Source organism: Pseudoalteromonas sp. PSi26 (assembly GCF_054960575.1).
This window is the reverse complement of the sequence record NZ_JBHNYT010000008.1, coordinates 212,769-232,203: the sequence shown is the minus strand read 5'-3', so window position 1 is coordinate 232,203 and position 19,435 is coordinate 212,769. Positions and strand designations below refer to the sequence as shown.

Genomic DNA, 19,435 nt, shown 5'->3' with positions numbered 1-19,435 from the left:
ATGCATTATATTGCGCTAAATTTTTGATTCCATGTCTCGTAGTTTTTGTTTTTTAGTATAAATTTGATCTTTTACATCTGCTATTTTACTTTCTAAAGACCGCATTTGATCTAAGAAGTCACTTTTCCATTTTTCTGAAATAGAACTGAGCTTAGATCTTTTATCTGATAGCCTACCCTCCAAAGAGGATAAATAATCTTCAGACTTAGATATTCCAGCCTTTGTTCTTTGAATATTTTCTTTTAATCTCTTTTTCCATTCACGCTGCTTTTCTTCTCGTTCAGCTTGCCTTTTCTTGTATTCTATTTGCTTTTCTTCCCATTCCCTTTGCTTTCGAGCTTTTACTTTGCTCTGCATTTTAAATACATCATCAAAATAACCTTGAATTTTTTTATAAATATAATCTCGGTCTGATTTTTTATATTTTTTGCCTTTCATATAATCTTGGGCTTTTTTTAAATGCTTTCTCTTTTCTTTAAAGTCTGAGTTTTCAAGTACGAGGAAACCATTAATCATATCTAATGTATGTGCTTTATTGTTCTCGCACTCCATTTCATAATCCCTTTGCTTTTCTTGAGAAATCTTGTGCATTTTATCAAAAAGAGACCCGATTGTTTTAAACAGCAACTCCCTGTTTTCTTTTGTAAATTTTTTACCCTTCATATAGCTTTGAACAGCTTTCAAATCTTCACGTAACTTTTTTAAATCCGCATATTTATTGAGATTATTTTCAATATTTTTTAATTTTGGTAAACAGTAATCAAAGTTACTTTTTACTTCTTTTAAATATTTTTCATGATGTTTTTTCTTCTCAGCTTCGAGTTCTTTTATTTTATTGAAGACGTTATCTATATTTTGCTTTATAAGGGTTTTATCATCTTTGAAAAAAACTTGAGACTTTAAGTCACCTAAAGCTTCAAACACAAGATCCTTAGCCTTTTTCTTATTTTCAAAAAAATTATCTGTAGCACTTAGAATAGCTTCACTCTTTCTTACTCCAGCTGTTATTCTTTCTATTTTACGTTTGTATTCTGTTTCAGCATAAGCATCCCAATTTGCATATCTAAAATCACTTCGTGGCACTAAAATACTTTCTCTGAATCTTGCATTGCCGTGGACATTATCATGGCATTCGCAACATAGTAATACACCATTATCTATATGTCCTTTACCTCCATCCTTACAATTTAAAACATGATGAACTGCAAATTCCTTGGCGTAAATTTCTTTCCCACATGAGCCGCATCGGCCATTCTGCCTATGCCAAATGAAGACACCCTTTTTGTATGAAAACTCTGATCTATTCATTTTTATCCAAATATATTTTCACGGAACCATTCAAAGCCATGATTAACACAGGCAATGCTTCCTGTAATGGAACAGAAATAGGGAGCATCTGCACTTATCAATTCACCGATAAAGCTTTCTATGCTCCCTCCAATAAAAACAAAATGAAAAAACAGCGACTCATCTTATTACCTGTTCTGGGCAACTAACACTTTTTTAGAGCCACGAAGTTCACTTGTTTTTGAAATGAAAGTGCTGGTCGCACTTTTACAGACTTCAGATGCAGATGTTATCGATTGCTTTACTGTGCTCGACAAAGCTTCTAAGTCTACTTTATTTGCATTAGATGATTGTTGAGAATTTGGTTGTTGAGCCTGTTCACCACCTTTCAAATGGACAATTAACTATGCCACTACACATGTTTATAGCGAGCTAATCGCGCGTATTTCTACCATAGCGTAGCTCGTTTTCTTATTGGTTTATTTTTAACAAACTTGCCAACTAATTGCCAGTGTTATTAAAATTCATACATGCGCGTTTTCTTCTCAGTATAAAACGAGCGACTGGGTTGTTTTCTTGACTATGCGAGCGACTGAGCTGTAACTGTATATACATACAGCACCAATTCGATGGATTGAAAATGAAAACTCGCTCTGCGTATTTAAATTACATTGCGGACTATATGCTCACTCGACAGTATTCACTAAGAACTATTAATGCTTATTTGAGTTGGATCGCAAACTTTATTCACTTTCACAACAAACGCCACCCAAGCTCAATGGGAAATTCAGAAGTCGAAGCGTTTTTAGACCATATTGTATTAAAACGTAACATGTCAGCTAAAACACAAAGTGCAGCTTTAAATGCACTAGCTTTTTTATATAAGTACATATTGTCAAAAATGAACTTTCGTTAAACTTGAACTTTGCTCGAAGTAAACGACAACCCAAATTGCCTGTTGTAATGACACCCGATGAGGTCAAACAATTGATGATTCATTTATCGAAACGATATTACTTAATCGTGGGGTTGATGTATGGTAGTGGCTTGCGAGTGATGGAAGCTGTGCAACTGCGAGTAAAAGACATTGATTTTGATTATAAATGTATTCAAGTTTGGAACGGGAAAGGCAATAAGCATCGTATCGTTACCCTTGCAACTGAGTTGCTCCTGTTACTTAGAAATCAAATAATGCAAGTTGAAGAATATTTGCGATTAGATTTACAAAACGAACAATACGCAGGCGTATGGATGCCAAACGCTTTAGCCCGTAAATATCCGTCAGCTAACAAATCACTCGCGTGGCAATACTTATTTCCTTCTTATAAATTAAGAAGTGATCCAGAAACTAGCGAGATACGGCGTCATCACTTCCATCCAACATGTGTTAGGAAAGCGGTTAAAAAGGCATTAAAGCAAACCAATATTATAAAGATTGTGACGCCTCGTACCTTTCGTCATTCTTTTGCAACACACTTATTACAAGGTGGAGCAGATATAAGAACGGTGCAAGCTCAGTTAGGTTATACAGATGTTAAAACCACGCAGATTTACACTCATGTCTTACAGTAAGGGGCAAGCGGTGTTGTTAGCCCATTAAGCAAAATTTTCTAGCGTAAAACCCACCATGAGGCAAACAAATGGACAAAGCACATATTTTCCAGTAGCAAGAATGTAAATCCATCAAAACCACAATATGCATAAAAGCATATCACCGAGTATTTCAACATAGCCTTTTAGAGTGCAAACACATTTTTTAAAGGGTAACAATAAAACTTTTAATATACCTCTTTTTGTTGCCGCGTACTTTTTCGTGCGTCATAATCTAACGCCTTATTTATTAGCGGACTTTTTATGAACTGGCTTGCGCATTTACCGACTCAACGAACACCTTGGCTTCTATTCACTGCGATTGTTTTTATGCTAGAAGTAACTGCATTGCTTTTTCAGTATAAAATGGGGTTAGCGCCCTGCATTATGTGTATTTATCAACGTACCGCGGTGTTAGGATTACTTGGCGCAGGTATTGTTGGGTCAATTAATCCACAAAGTAAAATAATGCGTATAGTTGCTTATATTGCTTGGGGAGTATCGAGCATTTGGGGGTATTTAATTGCCCGTGAGCACATAGATATGCAAACGACAACAGATCCGTTTGCGTTTAGCTGCGAGTTTGAACCTAACTTTCCATCGTTTATGCCGCTGCATGAATGGATACCGAGTTTTTTTGAAGCCACTGGCGATTGCGGTAACATAGATTGGGAGTTTTTATCGCTCAGTATGCCGGCTTGGATGGAAATTATTTTTGGGCTATTCGTCATAACATTTTTTATTGTATTAGGTAGTCGCTTGATACTAAAAAGAACAGTTTAATAATTATGTTTACCTTTTTTTCTAGTCAACTTAAACAGTTGCAACATTTAAAAATACGCGAGAGACAGCTTGTAATAGCACGTTCTTTATCAATGCTGTCACCTACCGACCGTGTATTACTGCGTATTATCAAAATATTGCTATTAAGCCCGTTATTTTTAATATTTACACTTTTTGAAGGTTGGATAATCATTCCCTTTTTAATACTCGGTGGGCTTTTTTATCCGTTATTAACCGCTCCGGTCGATATAAATTTTGCCAGAAAAAACTTAAACGAAGCACTACAACAACATGAAAAGGGCGCTTAGCGCCCTTTTGCTAAAGTTTAACTTTTCCTTCTAACTTATCCATTACTTTTTTGCCAATCCCCTTCACTTTGGCTAAGTCCTCAAGGCTTGTAAATACACCATTTTTATCTCGGTAATTTACTATTGCTTGTGCTTTCTTTTTACCAATTCCAGGAAGTTTAGCCAACATTTTTGCATCTGCATCATTAATACTTACCGCTTCGATGGGAGCCATAGATTTGCTCACTTCAGGTAATTGCGCGTAAGAGGTAGTAACCGGTAGAATGCTTAACAAGCTTGCTATGAGTAAAAGTTTAAACGTTTTCATTTTATCGTCCTTATTGTCCATTTTAGAACATATTTATTTTAATTATTAGGGAAGACCATAAATGACAAACGCGAGGCTAGTCACTTTGGAAGTACCTAAATGCATTATCACTTTTCTCCGAAATCCTTAAAATGCAGCTGGTACAACCAAGTGATATATTAAATAAAGTTAAGTTACCGTTTTTTGTCAAATTTAAGACACTTAAAAATTACAACTCTGCGCTTGCATATTTACTTGCAAACCTTTACTGTATATAAAAACAGTAATCTTATGGTTTTTTATAAACCACAGTGCCAAGCAAGTTTGCAGGAGAAATCATGGCTGTTGTTGTTAAATATGTTGTAGAACGAAACGGAGTCGAGCGTATGACGTTTACTACTAAAAAAGAAGCTGATGCCTATGACAAAATGCTAGACATAGCAGAATCACTTGAGCTGATGCTAGAAAAAGTAGACGTGCCATTGAGTGAGCAACAAATAGAATCGCTTGCGTTAGAAATAGCAAAAAGTAAAGACGACTTTATGTCGGTACTTAAAGGTGCCAAAGAGCCTACGACTAAAGCGGCAAGTAAAAATAAAAAATCAGATAACGTTGCATCTATTGACGATAACAACGCCAAACAAGCAAGCTAAACATTTTGCAAATAAAAAGGGAGCAACTTAGTTGCTCCCTTTTTTTAGCTGTTATAAAAACGAATATTAATTAAAGCTCTTTTTCAACTTCATCAAATAACGTTGTTATATCTGAGTTAGGCTCATTGGTTGCTAAACTTACAACTACAATAGCAATACTTGCAAGTATAAAGCCTGGGACAATTTCGTACATTACGCTACTTAAACTTTCACCGTTGATTGTGAATGGGCCGTAAATCCATAGCAAAACAGTAACTGCACCCACAACCATGCCTGAAAGCGCTCCCGCAAAGTTCATACGTTTCCAGTAAAGGCTAAACAATACAAGCGGGCCAAATGCAGCACCAAAGCCTGCCCATGCATTACTTACTAAGTCTAAAATAGAGCTGTCTCTATCGTATGCGAGGTAAATAGCAAGTATTGCCACAATAGACACACTAATACGCCCTACTAGTACAAGCTCTGCGTCACTGGCTTCTTTATGTAAAAATGTTTTGTAAAAATCTTCAGTTAGTGAGCTTGAGCTTACTAATAGCTGAGACGAAATTGTACTCATTATTGCAGCTAATATTGCCGCAAGTAAAAAGCCAGCAATAAGTGGATGAAACAACAGCTCTGACAGGATCAAGAATATAGTTTCAGGATCATCCACAACTATATTATTTTCATAAGTGTATGCTGCACCAAAAATACCCGTGCCTACCGCACCAATTGCAGCGACAATCATCCAAGACATACCAATACGACGTGCTGTTGGCATATCTTTAACACTGCGCACCGACATAAAGCGAACAATGATATGTGGTTGACCAAAGTAACCCAAGCCCCACGCCATTGCTGAAATAATACCTAGCGCAGACCCCGCACCTATCCAACTTAGCATATCTGGATTAACACTGTTTAGGGTTGACTGCAGTGGTTGCTCTAATAAAGAGTAAGCTACAGCGGGTACCAAAATAAGTGCAATAAACATAATACAGCCTTGCACGAAGTCAGTTAAGCTAACCGCTAAAAAGCCGCCAAAGAGTGTATACAAAACAACAACACCCGTTGTGATATACAGCCCCATTTCGTAGCTTAAGCCAAATGAGCTCTCAAATAGTTTACCACCGGCAACAACACCTGAAGAGGTATACAGTGTGAAGAACACAATAATTACAACAGCCGACACAACACGGAGTAAATTTGATTTATCGTTAAATCGATTAGAAAAGTAATCAGGGATGGTAATAGAGTCATTCGCTTTTTCAGTGTAAACCCTTAAACGCGGCGCGACTAAAAAGTAGTTTAACCATGCACCGGCAATTAAACCAAATGCAATCCATGTGCTACTTAAGCCAGTAACAAACATGGCGCCAGGTAACCCCATTAAAATCCAGCCACTCATATCTGAAGCACCCGCTGAGAGTGCTGCAACACTTGGCGACAAGTTTCTACCACCCAGCATATAACCAGAAACATCACTTGTTGACTGCTTATAGGCATATAAACCAATACCTAACATAACAACAAAATATAGTGACAATGAAATGATCATTCCTGTTTCCAAATTCGCCTCCATAAAACAATTAAAAGTAGCAGGCTTTTGATCCGAATATTGACTCTTAAAATTTTATAATAAAGTCACTATTAGGATAAAAGCATTCCTTCGGACTATATCATGCTTGTAACAAAAATCTCTATTTGTTGTATTTTCTTAGTTTAAAAATAATCATATTGAAAACAATTGCTAAAAAAACTTTTTTACACGTAAAAAATAGCCAAACGCTTTTATTTAATAATGATATTTTATTATTTAGTAAAATATACAGCATGCTATTTTGTATGTTTTCTAATATATTATTACAATAGCGACTGACTCGACTGACACGGATTTTTTTATGTATTTTTATGCTGCGCGCCAACCTATTTTAAATCGTGATAAAGAGCTTATTGGTTATGAGCTTTTATTTCGTGATGGCGTAGATAATGTATTTCCCAATATAGATGGTGACGAAGCAACTACTCGCTTAATTGAAGGCAGTCAGTTTAACTTTGGTTTAGAAGACTTAACCGATAATAAACCCGCTTATATTAACTTTACACTAGAAACCTTACTTAAGGGTTACCCTACCCTGTTGGGTAAAGACACTATTGTTGTAGAAATACTTGAAACAATTCAACCGGGTAAACGTTTACTTGCGATTGTTAAAAACCTCAAAGACAAAGGCTACACCATCGCGCTCGATGATTACATTCACCAGCCGGTGTGGCGCCACTTTTATCCGTTTATTGATATTATTAAAATCGACTTTTTAACGTGTGATTTAGCAACAATAAAAACCATTATAAAAGAGCTAAAGGCGCACCCTCATATAAAGCTTTTAGCTGAAAAAGTAGAAACGTACGAAACATACAGCTTAGCGTTAGAGCTTGGCTTTGATTATTTTCAAGGGTTTTTCTTTTCAAAACCAGAAATGGTGCAAAGTAAAGCGTTACCACCATCAGAAATGGCGCTTGCAGAATTACTTTACCAAACGTCAAGTGTAGAAATGGACCTAAAAAAAATCACCGATGTATTTGAGCGCGACGTAAACCTATCTTACAAACTGCTCCGATACTCAAACTCAGCAGCTTTTGCACGACGAGCTGAAATAAGCACTATAAAACAAGCACTTATTGTTTTAGGTGCCCAAGAGATCAAAAAACTTCTCTCTTTGTTATTTGCTGCACAAGTCTCGGCTGATAAACCGGTAGAGTTAATTAGGCTATCACTTACACGCGCTCGCTTTTGTGAGCTGTTAGCTATTTCACATGGCCAAATGAAAGATACCGGCATGGCATTTTTAACCGGTATGATGTCGTTAATGGATGCCATTTTAGATGAAAGTATGCAAAGCGTGATGCAAAAGCTTCCTTTGTCTAACGATATTAAGGCAGCTCTGTTAGATAACGAGGGGTTATTAGCGCAATACTTGAACCTTGTTAAACATTACGAAAAGGCTGATTGGTCACAAGCAAACGACATTTCAACAGCACTTAATATTGCCGATAAAGTACCTGATGCGTATCACGAGGCACTTAGTTGGGTGAACGAGCAAATGAGCTTGATGGTTAATACCTAATACTTGCTAAGCAATATTATAAAAAACGCCAGCATTAAGCTGGCGTTTTTATTTTGATTTGGCTTATAAACTTTCTAAAAAGTCTTCATCAAAGTCGGCAGGCTCTTCTTTAATTGGCGGGTTACCATCGTAAAGTTCGAATAACTGACGCTGAAAATAAATATCTTTTACAAATAAATAGGGGTCAAGTGAGTCATTTAAAAGCCCTTCTTGCGCCATTAATGAAGCACGCGCCTCTACCGCTTTTAACGCAAATACTAGCACCGTTTGTGGCGTAGTTAAGGCAATTTCAGGCAGAACAAAGTTGTCTACTACGTCACCGGTTAAGTTTCTTGCTGTAGTAGGCCCCATTGCAGGTAACATTAAATATGCACCATCACCAATGCCCCATACACCCATTGTTTGGCCAAAATCTTCATCTACTCGATTTAAACCAAGCGAGCTAGCTACATCAAAAATACCAAAAATGCCCACGGTAGAATTCACTAAAAAGCGCGCAAGGCTAACACTTGCATTACCCGGTTTACCCTGTAGCCCCGCATTTACCATATCAACCGGTGCCGTTAGGTTATCAGTGAAGTGAACAATGCTTTGACGCACAGGCACAGGAGTCACAGCAACATAACCAACCGCTGCTGGGCGAAGTATGTAAGCGTCTAAAACATCCATATTAAAGTCATATAACGGACGGTTAATACTTTGCAGTGGATCTCTTTCATCAATTTTGCTTTCTGGTACTTGCGCACAACCGACCAGTATCAAAAAGCTTAAAAAAGCTAAACTTTGTCTTAACATTTTTCGTCCTTAAGGTATTAATGTATCTATTTTAAGTTGGTATTCACTTACACTTTCACGCTTTAATGAGCCAGAATGCCCTTCTAATTCACCTGAACTTGGCATAACAGAGTCATCAAGCGAAATACGCGCCGATATAATAATATCTTCTGCGCTAGACAAGTTCATACCTTCAACCATGGCAGTGCTATCGTTTAACTCAACTGTAACAGGGAATGAATATGAAGTGAGTTTTACAGCAGCAATCGGCATTGGCGAACCATTTGCCGCTTTTGCAAATACAAATAAAGTCCCCTTTTCAGGCAGTTTATTTATAAGCTCACTGACAACATTTACGGTAACAGCAATGCTGTTGGCTTTAGTTACTGGCATTACCGAGCCTTCGCTTTGCATTTGCAGTTCAATATCTGCAATACGCTGAGATATTAAACCATAGCGAGAATCATTTTTTTCCATACTGGCTAGCAATACTTCAAAGGCGGCTTTAGCTTGAGGCCAGTCTTTTCGTTCGTAAGCAATGAGCGCCAATAACGAAATAGCATCTAAGTTAGTCGGTTCTGCGTTTAATACTTTAGACAACATACCCGCTGCACGCGTCATATTCGCTTCGCTACCCTCAAGTAGCAAAATTTGGCTGTAACTTATTAACACCTGTTTATTATCAGGGTTCATGCGCAGTGCTTTATCAAATGACTGCTGAGCCATATCAAATTCATTCAGTGACATAGCAACACGACCAAGTAACATCCATGCCATTTCGTCATCGCCTGAACGGCTTAACTTGGTGCGTAACGCCAGTGCAAATGCTTGTAGCTCGTTTTGAGTAAGCTGCTCGCCTTTTTGCATCACAGCGCGCTCACCGTATTCGGTCAGGTTATCCATGGCATCGTGCCATGCTGAAATTTGCTGTTGACTACCCGTTAAACTATAAAAAATACCGCTTAGTGCAATAACAAATGCGCCCCCTGTCAGGGCAAAAATACGGTTGTTACCTTTGCTAATTAATGACTTTTCTGGAGAAAGCTCATTAAGCAAACGGCGTTTTAGTTCAACTATCGATTCAGAGTAGTTAGTATCATCAATACGTTGGTTATCTAAATCAGTCTTTAAATCAACCAAACGCTGTTCATAAATACTTATAAGCTCGGCATTTGCGTTATGAGTAATTGTTTTAACACGCTCTTTTTGCAAAAAAGGCAGCATAACAAACGCCAGTGCAATCAGTGTGAGTAAAGCAAAACACGCCCACATTAAAATCATTTAACTTTGCTCCTGACGTTTATTTTGTTCAATTAGTTTATTTAAAAGTACTTCATCTTGGTTGCTCCAGGTCTGCTTCACAGACGCTTTACGCTGACGAATTACAATAAAACCAAATCCAACAATAACAATGAGTACCGGCAATACCCAAAGCACCAGTGTTGCAGGTGTCACAGGTGGGTCGTAATGAACAAAGTAACCATAGCGGTCAATCATGTAGTCAATAACTTCATCTTTTGTGTTGCCTTCTTTAACTAGCTCTACCACTCTTTCACGAAGATCTTTGGCAACAATAGCGTCTGAATCTGCAATATTTTGGTTTTGACATTTAGGACAACGAAGTTCTTTTGTAAGCTCTTCAAAACGAACCGCTTGCTCGTCGGTATCAAATACGTAGCGATCAGTTTGCGCTAATACACTCGTAGTCAGTAAAAGGCTGAGTGAAAACAATAGCCACTTCATTATTTTAGCTCCTGCATCATAGGTGCAAATTTAGAACGCCATACTCGTGGATTAATATCACCGGTATGGTGTAGCAAAATGGTGCCGTTTTTATCGATTAAAAATGTTTCTGGCGCACCCGATACACCCAAATCTAAGGACAGAGTGCGGTGTAAATCCAAAATATTAAACTGATAAGGATCACCGGCACGCTTGAGCATATCTTGTACTTCAGTACGTAAGGCTTGCATATCAAAAGGACCATCAAAGTCGGCGTCGTAGCCTTGCACATAATACAAGCCAATAATTTTAACGCCTTGCTCTCGCAACTTTGTTAAGTAACCCAGCTCGGCTAAGCAGGTTGGGCACCAAGTGCCCCAAACATTCAATAAATAAACCTCGCCTTTTAACGCTTCGTTGGTCCATTGCTTATTGTCTTGCATTAAATCAGGAAGGGTAAAAGCCGGCATTTCATGGCCAATTCGCCCTGTTTGTATTTCACGTGGGTTTGCAAACAGCCCTTGGTATAAAAATATACAAATAAAAGCAAAGGCTAAAAGAGGCGCTATGGCTAACAATTTACGGTTCATAACACGCTCTCCGCTGCCGCTTTTCGAGCTGTTTTTGCAGATGTACGGTAACGTTTATCAAACAAAATCATAAACCCTGCAAGTGAAATTAATGCACCACCGATCCATAACCAACGCACAAACGGCTTATGGTATATGCGAAGCGACCAAGCCCCTTGGCTTAATTGCTCACCGAGAGCAAGGTATAAATCACGTGTAAAACCAGCATCAATGGCGGCTTCTGTCATAAATTGCATGCCAATATCGTATTTACGTTTTTCAGCGTACAAACGAGTGACTACATCATCGTTTTTTAGCACCGTAACAACACCAGCATGGCCACTATAATTAGGTCCACGAATTGTTTTAACGCCTTCAAAGCGGTAGTTGTATTGATTAAGTTGCACTATATCGCCTTTCTTCATCGATACATCACGCTCAACAGAGTACGCTGAGGTTAACGCAACGCCTGCAATAACAAATGCCATACCAATGTGGCCTAGCACCATTGCCCAATAACTAACACCTAAGCGTTTTAACCCTTCTTTCAGTGTGCCATGCACCGCAGCTTTAGTGTAAATGTCAATCAAGGTTGAAACGGCAACCCACACACCCAGCGTTGTCGCTAATAGCGTAAGTGGTGTCACTTCGTCGTAAGCTGAGAACAACCACACACAAGTGATCGCAACACTGGCCAAAATACCTACAACAATTTTATTTTGCAAAAACGCCCATTTGTTTTGCTTCCAGCGCAAAAAAGGACCAATGCCCATTAAAATAGCAAATGGCACAAGTAGTATTGCAAACATTTTATTAAAGAACGGTTCACCTATAGAAATACTGCCCAAGCCCATTTCTTTGTGCACCATAGGCAATAAAGTACCCAGTAATACAATTAAGGTCGCCACAACTAAAAAGATATTGTTTAGCCATAAAGCCACTTCGCGCGATACAAACTTGTAGCGTCCTTCGCTATGAACTTGCGATACGCGTAATGCATAAAGCGCTAAACCACCGCCAACAACTATTCCTAAAAAAGCGAGTATAAACAGGCCTCTGTCGGGATCAGTTGCAAACGCATGAACTGATACAATAATACCTGAACGCACAATAAACGTTCCCAGCAAGCTTAACGAAAATGCTGCAATTGCCAGTAATACGGTCCACGATTTAAAAATGCCGCGCTTTTCTGTCACGCTTAGCGAATGAAGTAAAGCGGTTGCAACAAGCCAGGGCATAAGGGACGCGTTTTCTACTGGATCCCAAAACCACCAGCCACCCCAGCCAAGCTCTGCATAAGCCCACCAACTGCCAATAGTAATACCTAAACTTAAAAAACCCCACGCGGTCATTGTCCACGGACGTGACCATTTAGCCCACGTGTTATCAAGCTTACCTGTTAAAAGTGCTGCAATTGCAAACGAAAAAGCAACCGATAAGCCAACATAACCCATGTACAGTAATGGCGGATGAATGATCATACCGGGGTCTTGTAAAAGCGGATTCAAATCTCGCCCTTCTACCGGGAAATAGGGAAGTAAACGTTCAAATGGGCTTGACAATAGTAAGGTATACATCATGAAACCAACACCTAAAAAACCAAGCACGCCTAAAACACGGGCACGTAGAACCCAAGGTAATGACTTTGAGCGAGCAGCAACAACAGCAGTCCAACCTGCTTGCATCACTAACCAAAGCAATATTGCTCCTTCATGACCGCCCCAAGTCGATGTTATTTTGTAATACCATGGCAGTGTGCTACTCGAATGATACGCCACATAAGATACGGTAAAATCATCAGTTAAACTTGCATAAATAAGCGCAGCAAACGAAATTAATACAAACGCAAACTGACCAATAGCTAAAGAGGGGGCAGCACGCATTAAGCGAAGATTACCTGTATGCGCGCCCCAAAGTGGAAAAATACATAATAAAACGCTCAGCACCATGGCGAGCGTTAAAGAAAAATAACCAATTTCTGGGATCATAGCTAATTACCACTATCTAAGTTGTATTTTGGTTTTTCATGCTTAATACCTTTAACCGCTTCAGCAACTTCTGCAGGCATGTATTCTTCATCATGCTTGGCCAGTACTTCAAACGCTTCAATGACATTAGGCTCAATTAAAACACCTTGCGCAACAATACCCTGGCCCTCACGAAACAGATCAGGCAATATCCCCTGATATTTCACAGTTACTAATGGACCTGTATCAATTAATTTAAAACTCACTTCTAAGCTTTGCTCGTTTCTATCAACAGATCCTGGGACTACCATGCCACCAATACGAAGCTTTTGACCAATAAAAGGTTTTTCTTTGTTTGGGCCTTTGCCATCAATCAATTCACTTGGGGTATAAAATAAGTTTATGTTTTCTTGTAAAGCATAAAGCACTAAACCGATGGCAGAACCCAAACCAAATAAAATAGCAACAATCACTAATAAGCGTTTTTTACGTCTAGGGTTCATGATGCTTGCTCCTGCTTAGCTTGCTTTATACGCTCTTCACGCACAATTTGTTGCTCCACTGAAGCCATAATATGCTTAGTATCTCTCAAAGAGCTCACTAAAATACCTAGTAAAATAAGTGCGCAAGTACCAAATGAAAGCCACACATAAAATCCATAGCCTCCCATTGCAATAAAATCAGAAAAAGAGTCAAACTGCATAATTACCCCCTATTAAGCAACTGGCGCACCCATGGGCGATGCTTTTCACGTTGCAAAATTTCATTTTTAAGACGAATTAAAGTGACTGTGCCAACAAACGCTGCAAAGGCTAAAATATTTACCATCAATGGCCAAAACATGCTTGGGTCAACCGCATTGGTATTAAATTTAGTGATGCTTGCTCCCTGATGGAGGGTGTTCCACCACTCAACCGAAAAGTGAATGATTGGTAAATTGATCACCCCTACAATCGCTAAGATAGATGCAGCACGGCCCGCTGATTTTTTATCTTCAAAAGCGTGGTATAACGAAATTACGCCCAAATATAAAAATAATAAAATAAGCTCCGATGTAAGTCGTGCATCCCACACCCACCAAGCGCCCCACATAGGTTTACCCCAAGCAGCCCCCGTTATAAGTGCTATTGCAGTCATACATGCGCCAACAGGTGCAATTGCTATAACGGCAAGTTCTGCGTTTCTGAGTTGCCATACAAGCGCAACAATGGCAGCAATGGCCATAGAGGAATATGCCCCCATTGATAAAATGGCAGAAGGAACGTGAATAAAAATGATACGGTAGCTGTCTTTTTGTTGGTAATCGGCAGGTGCAAAACCAAGCCCCCACACCCAACCAACGAGCATACTAACAACCGTAACTACGGCAAAATAAGGCAGTAACGTATTGCATAACTGGTATGCACGCTCTGCTTTAGCATAGGGATGTAACCACTTCCACATTAACTTATACTCACTTTTAAAGCTGACGATATGGCGATTGGTGCGCTAATAATAGCGATGACTAACATAGCACCAAGGATGGCAAGTTGCCCGCTATAATCCAGCGACATAACACTGGTATCGATAGCCGACGTTGCAAAAATTAGAACAGGAATATACAAAGGCAGTACGAGTAAACTCATCAAAATCCCCCCTTTTTGTAGCCCAACAGTAAGCCCAGCACCTATTGCACCAATAAAACTTAATAACGGTGTACCTAATAATAACGTTAATACAGTGGCCATCAGCGCATTACTATCTAAATTAAGTAATAACGCGAATAACGGTGTCATTAATACAAGGGGCAACCCCGTCACAACCCAATGTGCAGCCACTTTTGCAAGCACTGTAAGTGACAATGGGTACGATGAGGAAATTAACTGCTCTAGAGACCCATCATTAAAGTCATCTCTAAACAGTTTATCTAGGCCCAACATGGTAGAGAGTAAAGCTGCAACCCAAATGATACCGGGCGCCATTCTAGCAAGGAGACCGGGCTCAGGACCTATTGCTAACGGAAACAAAGAAATAACAATTAAAAAAAACAATATTGGGTTTACAATTTCAGCTCGCTGGCGAAAGGCAAGCTTTATATCTTTAGTAAAAACCGCACTAAATAGTAACCAATAAGAGTGTTGACGAGTCATCAGTGGCGGTACTCCAATGTGATTGTTTGTAAATCACTAAAGTGAGCAGTTAGATCTTGGTGGGTAGTTAATAATATGGCGCCATTATTATTTAGATGTTGAGTAAATCGCTGCTGCAAAAACGCGACACCGCTTTTATCGAGCGCAGTAAATGGCTCGTCTAATATCCATAAATTTGCGTCGCTTAGCCAAAGTCTAACCAATGCAACTCGTCGTTGCTGGCCTGCCGACAGCATTCTAACAGGCACATCTTCAAGACCGACCAAGCCTAGTTTTGCTAAGATTGGGTATAGGTCGGGCTCATTTGAATAACCGTTGATCCGTAACCAAAAGCGTACATTTTCAACAGCGCTCAACTGAATGTTAACACCCGTTTTATGGCCTATAAAAAGTAAGTCGTGGGCGAACTCTTCATAGTATTTATTTATTGAGCGTTCTTGATACAAAACCTCGCCTTCATCAGGCGCAGAAAAGCCAGCGATGATACGCAATAACGATGTTTTACCAGCCCCATTAGGACCCGCTAATTGCATGATTTGACCGCTTTTAAGGCTAAAATTAAGGTCCGCAAACAAACAACGTTCTTGCTTGATGCAGGAGACGGACTTAATGTGTAACAAGATGACGATTCTCTCTGCCAAAAATTAGGCGTTAGTCTACCATAATGATAGGGTAATACGAATATTGCTTTAAAATCGATTCACTTAAAATAGAGAAAACTTGATTTAAAATAATGAATACGCCAACGCAAATAACATTATCCAATTCATTGGTTATCAATTCATCAACTAATAACCAAACCAATGAGTTACCACAAATACCAAGTGAAGTACTTGCGGCTAAAAACATTCAATTTTCAAAAGACTCTATCACACTAGAAGTACTGGTTAATAAGCAATGGCAAACGCTCAGACTAGGCACAAGCAATGCCCCTCAATCTTTAGATAAAATTGCTAGCGCGCGCATTCAACTAAGCGCAGACGGAAAGCAACTATCTATTTTGCCAAATACCGCAACAATTAAACTTAACCAGCCTGCCCAATTACAACGCTTATTAAATTTCATTAGTACCGGCGCAGAAGTTGAAAGCAAGCCACTTGCCGTTCAGGTTGCTTTAACGCCGGCACCCAAATTAATTATTGATAAGCTCAATGCTAGTATTGCCATTAATAAAGACGTTGCACAATTGCTCAGCACAGAGCAACCTTTAAAACTAGTCATAAGTACCAACACTAAAGGCGCGCAAATTGATGTTATTAACCGCTTTGCTGATACCGTTCATACCCAGCCTTTAAGCCAAACAAAGCTGGTTAAAATGCTAGCAAGCTTGTTACCCAATGCACAACTACAGGCAACGCCTAAATTAGCCATTTTAACGCATCCGCAAAAATCAGGCTCTTTCACCACACAAGTATCAAACACGCAGCTTGCTGAACTGCCAAACTCGCCTGTGAAAGTGACTGTTGCAAATCAAGCAGACAAGCTAGTAATAAAAACACAAGCTCAAAGCATAAAAGTGATGCTGAGTAACTCTTTTACTAAACCTTTTAATGAATTACTTACTGCGCAACACGCTAATTTACAAACCGCGCCAGCGCAGATTAATAACACCGCTAAAGTAAGTCCGCTGGTGAGTACTCATAGCCCTATAAAGTCTTGGCTACAAACTAGTTTTAGTGATTTAAAAACACGAATCAATGATGCAGTAAATTATTTTGAAAACAAATCGTTTGCAAACGAAAATAAAAATCAAATAGCACCATCACTCACTTTACAAAAACAGTTTATCGCCCCGTCTCCACAAACGAGTAGAATTAATTTAATTGAAAATGCAGGTATACAAGTTGCTAATAGCGCGCAAAAGCCAAGGACGGAATTTGTTAATATTTTACCTAAGCATTTCTCTCAATTGCCCCCTATTGTGCAGTTAACACAGCTAATAAAAGCAAATGTTGCTGTTTGGCAGCCTCCTGGTGGCAAAGTTATCAGTAGTCATTTGCCTATACCCAATGCTATTACGGCAAATACACCAGAACATAACCCCCAATCAATCGAAAAAGCCTCAGCCCAAAGTAAAGCAGAGGTAGGTGCACAATCAGGCGCACTATTAAGCACTCAAAAAAAGGCAGAGCCCGCAACCAAAAATACAGAGCAAGTATTAAAAAGCCAAACAGTGCAAGTTCAATCCACCATGAGTAATAACCTACAAAAACAAACGACAATTAAAGAGTTAAATTCTCTTCCTGTTACAAAAGTGGGGCTAAGCCATGCTCAACAAGCTAATGCAGATAATAAACTGGCTACACTCCCTACCCTAAAAGCCAATAGCCCAGCAACCCAACAAACACATGCTGTATCTTCTACACCAGCAAGTAACCCCCTATTTAGTGCAGTATTTAGTAACACAACGACTATTGCCTCACCAAGCCAAATGTTGCAACCTATTGAAGCTAAAATATTAACGCCGCTTTTAAAGCTGCCACCATCGCATGATTCAACTCACACACTCACTGAAGAAAAAATTTCATTGAGTAGTCAAATAGCCGATATTCAAGTTAAAGCGACTAAGCAAACACCTGACCTCAATGCGCTGGTTAATCAAGCTTTTAATCGTATGGTATCAAGCAGCAACGTTAGCCCGACTGCCGTGCAAAGAGAGATATTAGCGACGCTGCAGCCTAACAGCCTCACGCATGACACCCTGCAAAGTAGCTTTACCAAAGGGCTTGAGCAGCTAGCGGTTAGTATTTTGGCGGCGCCTATTATTAACCAATCTGTAGCCCCAATTACCTTTGACTCAAAAACAGGCATTGATGCATTACTACAGGTGCTTATGCCTACGTTTAAAGCAGGCAAAGCAAGTTCAAAAATACTAGAGCAACTTCAGCAATCACAAGTGCAAGCGCTTGCTGGAGAGCTTACTCAGGTTAAAAACACGCTCACACAGGTAAGTGTTTCAACACCAAATCAGCAACCCGAAAGTAACCCGCTGGCACAGTTTTTACTTCCGATGAAATTACCGCCAGAAGCAGCCCAAACAGAAATAACGCTAGGGCAATATAAAAAACCATCGGCCGATAAGCTAGAGCCTAAAAATGTCTGGTTTGTTAGATTAAATTTTGATTATGCAGATCTCGGTCAACTACAAATTACCGCCGAGTTAATGGACAAATCGCTCGATTGCCAATTATTAGCATCAAGCCAAGAAGTGAGTGCCATTGCCCACCCTCACCTTGATAACCTGCGCTCAAAACTGGCTAAACACGGCTTGCAAGTTGCTGAACTAAACCTAAAACGAGGGGAGGCAACCCATGCTGCTTTTTATAAATCCCATGCTATTATTAATATTAAGGTGTAGCTATGAGTGATTCCCCTAAAAGCAAGTCGGCAATTGGCCTTTTATACGAAGCAGGAAGCACGCCTTCAGTGAGTGTTAAGGGATTTGGGGAGTTAGCGGAAGAAATAATCGCTGCAGCAAAACAAAAAGGGATCATGATCCACGAAGATCCTGATTTAGCTAAAACCTTATCGCACCTCGAATTAGGTGAAGAAATTCCAAAAGAGCTTTATTTTGTGATTGCAGAACTGATTGCGTTTTCGTATGTATTACGTGGGCAGTTTCCACCTGGGTGGCAGGACTTTCAAGGTAAGCTAAATATAAAAGCTTAAAATTGAAAAAAGGCGCAAAGCGCCTTTTCATTTATTTTGGTAAATTAGTCATTTTTTTCTGCTCGAGCATTTCTTTCCAGTGCATTACTTCACTTGGTAAAATAGGCGTTTTACCTTCAAAGCCTGCCACTTCAAGCATTTCTTCAATACTTATAATACCTTTTTTGCTTTTAAATACACCACGTACGTACGCAATCGCATGCAAGCCACGATCAGAATGAAATTTCTGCTCAATGTAAAAATACTTATGATCCCAGCCCACTAACTTAGTGCTAATAGTGTATTTTTGCATGGGTTTAATATCACGGATGTAAGTAATAGCTGTTGCATTAACAATAGGAAACCAGCGTCGTTTCATTATTTGTTTTAGCAAACCTACTCGCTCAGTCATCCACGTACGCGACAAGTCCATCATGGCCAAATAACGCGAATTAGTTAAATGTAAATTAATATCACAATCAGTAGGAAGTGCTTTGTAATCAATATCTACCGTATCGAGTAAATCTTGATAGTGTTTATTACGCTTAATTTTAAAAAATAATAATAGGAGTCGAATATATAAGTTCACAACAAAGGTCTTACCAGCAAAATTTA

At 39.2% G+C, this 19,435-nt stretch carries 20 protein-coding genes and 1 pseudogene; 7 read left to right on the top strand and 14 right to left on the bottom strand.

The annotated features are described in order from the left end of the window. Positions 1 to 15 precede the first annotated feature (15 nt). Entirely contained in the window at positions 16 to 1,308 is a 1,293-nt protein-coding gene (locus ACFI34_RS11275; RefSeq protein WP_462673553.1) for an HNH endonuclease, read from the bottom strand. Between the two features lie 619 nt (positions 1,309 to 1,927). Here ACFI34_RS11275 and ACFI34_RS11270 point away from each other — a divergent pair. From ACFI34_RS11270 to ACFI34_RS11260, 3 genes and pseudogenes are all read left to right on the top strand, one after another. After that, positions 1,928 to 2,859 (top strand): annotated as a pseudogene (locus ACFI34_RS11270) (integron integrase). 282 nt (positions 2,860 to 3,141) lie between these two features. Continuing rightward, entirely contained in the window at positions 3,142 to 3,660 is a 519-nt protein-coding gene (gene dsbB / locus ACFI34_RS11265; protein WP_462673552.1) for a disulfide bond formation protein DsbB, read from the top strand. Positions 3,661 to 3,665: 5 nt separating this feature from the next. Next, positions 3,666 to 3,968 (top strand): DUF6170 family protein, encoded by a 303-nt coding sequence (locus ACFI34_RS11260; protein WP_248519234.1) that lies wholly within the window; start codon positions 3,666 to 3,668, stop codon positions 3,966 to 3,968. Between the two features lie 10 nt (positions 3,969 to 3,978). On the opposite strand, the gene ACFI34_RS11255 is transcribed toward ACFI34_RS11260, so the two are convergent. Then, positions 3,979 to 4,275 (bottom strand): ComEA family DNA-binding protein, encoded by a 297-nt coding sequence (locus ACFI34_RS11255; RefSeq protein ID WP_462673551.1) that lies wholly within the window; start codon positions 4,273 to 4,275, stop codon positions 3,979 to 3,981. A gap of 317 nt (positions 4,276 to 4,592) precedes the next feature. On the opposite strand from ACFI34_RS11255, the gene ACFI34_RS11250 reads away from it, so the two are divergent. After that, complete coding sequence (locus tag ACFI34_RS11250) at positions 4,593 to 4,907, top strand: YebG family protein (RefSeq protein WP_008127619.1); 315 nt, start codon at positions 4,593 to 4,595, stop codon at positions 4,905 to 4,907. Between the two features lie 70 nt (positions 4,908 to 4,977). Here ACFI34_RS11250 and putP read toward each other — a convergent pair whose 3' ends face one another. Next, entirely contained in the window at positions 4,978 to 6,456 is a 1,479-nt protein-coding gene (putP, locus tag ACFI34_RS11245; protein ID WP_462673550.1) for a sodium/proline symporter PutP, read from the bottom strand. Positions 6,457 to 6,787: 331 nt separating this feature from the next. On the opposite strand from putP, the gene ACFI34_RS11240 reads away from it, so the two are divergent. Further along, positions 6,788 to 8,011: an EAL and HDOD domain-containing protein gene (locus ACFI34_RS11240; RefSeq protein WP_462673549.1), complete on the top strand. Its 1,224-nt coding sequence runs from the start codon at positions 6,788 to 6,790 to the stop codon at positions 8,009 to 8,011. 63 nt (positions 8,012 to 8,074) lie between these two features. On the opposite strand, the gene ACFI34_RS11235 is transcribed toward ACFI34_RS11240, so the two are convergent. Genes ACFI34_RS11235 through ccmA form a run of 10 tightly spaced genes read right to left on the bottom strand, consistent with a single transcriptional unit; the run spans position 8,075 to position 15,792 of the window. Further along, positions 8,075 to 8,806 carry an MlaA family lipoprotein gene (locus tag ACFI34_RS11235; protein ID WP_462673548.1) on the bottom strand — a complete coding sequence of 244 codons (732 nt, stop codon included), beginning with the start codon at positions 8,804 to 8,806 and terminating at the stop codon, positions 8,075 to 8,077. A gap of 9 nt (positions 8,807 to 8,815) precedes the next feature. Beyond that, on the bottom strand, positions 8,816 to 10,066 hold the full coding sequence (ccmI, locus tag ACFI34_RS11230) for a c-type cytochrome biogenesis protein CcmI (protein ID WP_462673547.1): 1,251 nt from the start codon (positions 10,064 to 10,066) through the stop codon (positions 8,816 to 8,818). Further along, a complete protein-coding gene (locus tag ACFI34_RS11225; RefSeq protein WP_462673546.1) occupies positions 10,067 to 10,528 on the bottom strand; it encodes a cytochrome c-type biogenesis protein in 462 nt (153 codons plus the stop codon). Continuing rightward, positions 10,528 to 11,097, bottom strand: coding sequence for a DsbE family thiol:disulfide interchange protein (locus ACFI34_RS11220; RefSeq protein WP_462673545.1), 570 nt, complete (start codon positions 11,095 to 11,097; stop codon positions 10,528 to 10,530). Before ACFI34_RS11220 ends, ACFI34_RS11225 begins: the two co-directional genes overlap by 1 nt. Then, the gene (locus tag ACFI34_RS11215) at positions 11,094 to 13,064 is read right to left on the bottom strand and encodes a heme lyase CcmF/NrfE family subunit (RefSeq protein ID WP_462673544.1); all 1,971 of its coding nucleotides are present in this window, start codon (positions 13,062 to 13,064) and stop codon (positions 11,094 to 11,096) included. The genes ACFI34_RS11220 and ACFI34_RS11215 overlap by 4 nt, the downstream gene beginning before the upstream one ends. A gap of 2 nt (positions 13,065 to 13,066) precedes the next feature. Beyond that, positions 13,067 to 13,546, bottom strand: coding sequence for a cytochrome c maturation protein CcmE (gene ccmE / locus ACFI34_RS11210; RefSeq protein ID WP_462673543.1), 480 nt, complete (start codon positions 13,544 to 13,546; stop codon positions 13,067 to 13,069). Then, positions 13,543 to 13,746, bottom strand: a complete 204-nt coding sequence (gene ccmD, locus ACFI34_RS11205) for a heme exporter protein CcmD (RefSeq protein WP_006791394.1) — start codon at positions 13,744 to 13,746, stop codon at positions 13,543 to 13,545. The genes ccmE and ccmD overlap by 4 nt, the downstream gene beginning before the upstream one ends. A gap of 2 nt (positions 13,747 to 13,748) precedes the next feature. Continuing rightward, positions 13,749 to 14,486 (bottom strand): heme ABC transporter permease, encoded by a 738-nt coding sequence (locus tag ACFI34_RS11200; RefSeq protein ID WP_008127600.1) that lies wholly within the window; start codon positions 14,484 to 14,486, stop codon positions 13,749 to 13,751. After that, positions 14,486 to 15,172: a heme exporter protein CcmB gene (ccmB, locus tag ACFI34_RS11195; protein WP_462673542.1), complete on the bottom strand. Its 687-nt coding sequence runs from the start codon at positions 15,170 to 15,172 to the stop codon at positions 14,486 to 14,488. The genes ACFI34_RS11200 and ccmB overlap by 1 nt, the downstream gene beginning before the upstream one ends. Beyond that, the gene (ccmA, locus tag ACFI34_RS11190; RefSeq protein WP_462673541.1) at positions 15,172 to 15,792 is read right to left on the bottom strand and encodes a cytochrome c biogenesis heme-transporting ATPase CcmA; all 621 of its coding nucleotides are present in this window, start codon (positions 15,790 to 15,792) and stop codon (positions 15,172 to 15,174) included. Before ccmA ends, ccmB begins: the two co-directional genes overlap by 1 nt. 113 nt (positions 15,793 to 15,905) lie before the next feature. On the opposite strand from ccmA, the gene fliK reads away from it, so the two are divergent. Together fliK and ACFI34_RS11180 are read left to right on the top strand one after the other, a co-directional pair. Then, positions 15,906 to 18,530, top strand: coding sequence for a flagellar hook-length control protein FliK (gene fliK, locus ACFI34_RS11185; protein WP_462673540.1), 2,625 nt, complete (start codon positions 15,906 to 15,908; stop codon positions 18,528 to 18,530). Positions 18,531 to 18,532: 2 nt separating this feature from the next. Then, positions 18,533 to 18,841, top strand: a complete 309-nt coding sequence (locus ACFI34_RS11180; RefSeq protein WP_008127583.1) for an EscU/YscU/HrcU family type III secretion system export apparatus switch protein — start codon at positions 18,533 to 18,535, stop codon at positions 18,839 to 18,841. Between the two features lie 31 nt (positions 18,842 to 18,872). Here ACFI34_RS11180 and ACFI34_RS11175 read toward each other — a convergent pair whose 3' ends face one another. Then, entirely contained in the window at positions 18,873 to 19,409 is a 537-nt protein-coding gene (locus ACFI34_RS11175; RefSeq protein ID WP_462673539.1) for a thioesterase family protein, read from the bottom strand. Positions 19,410 to 19,435 lie beyond the last annotated feature (26 nt).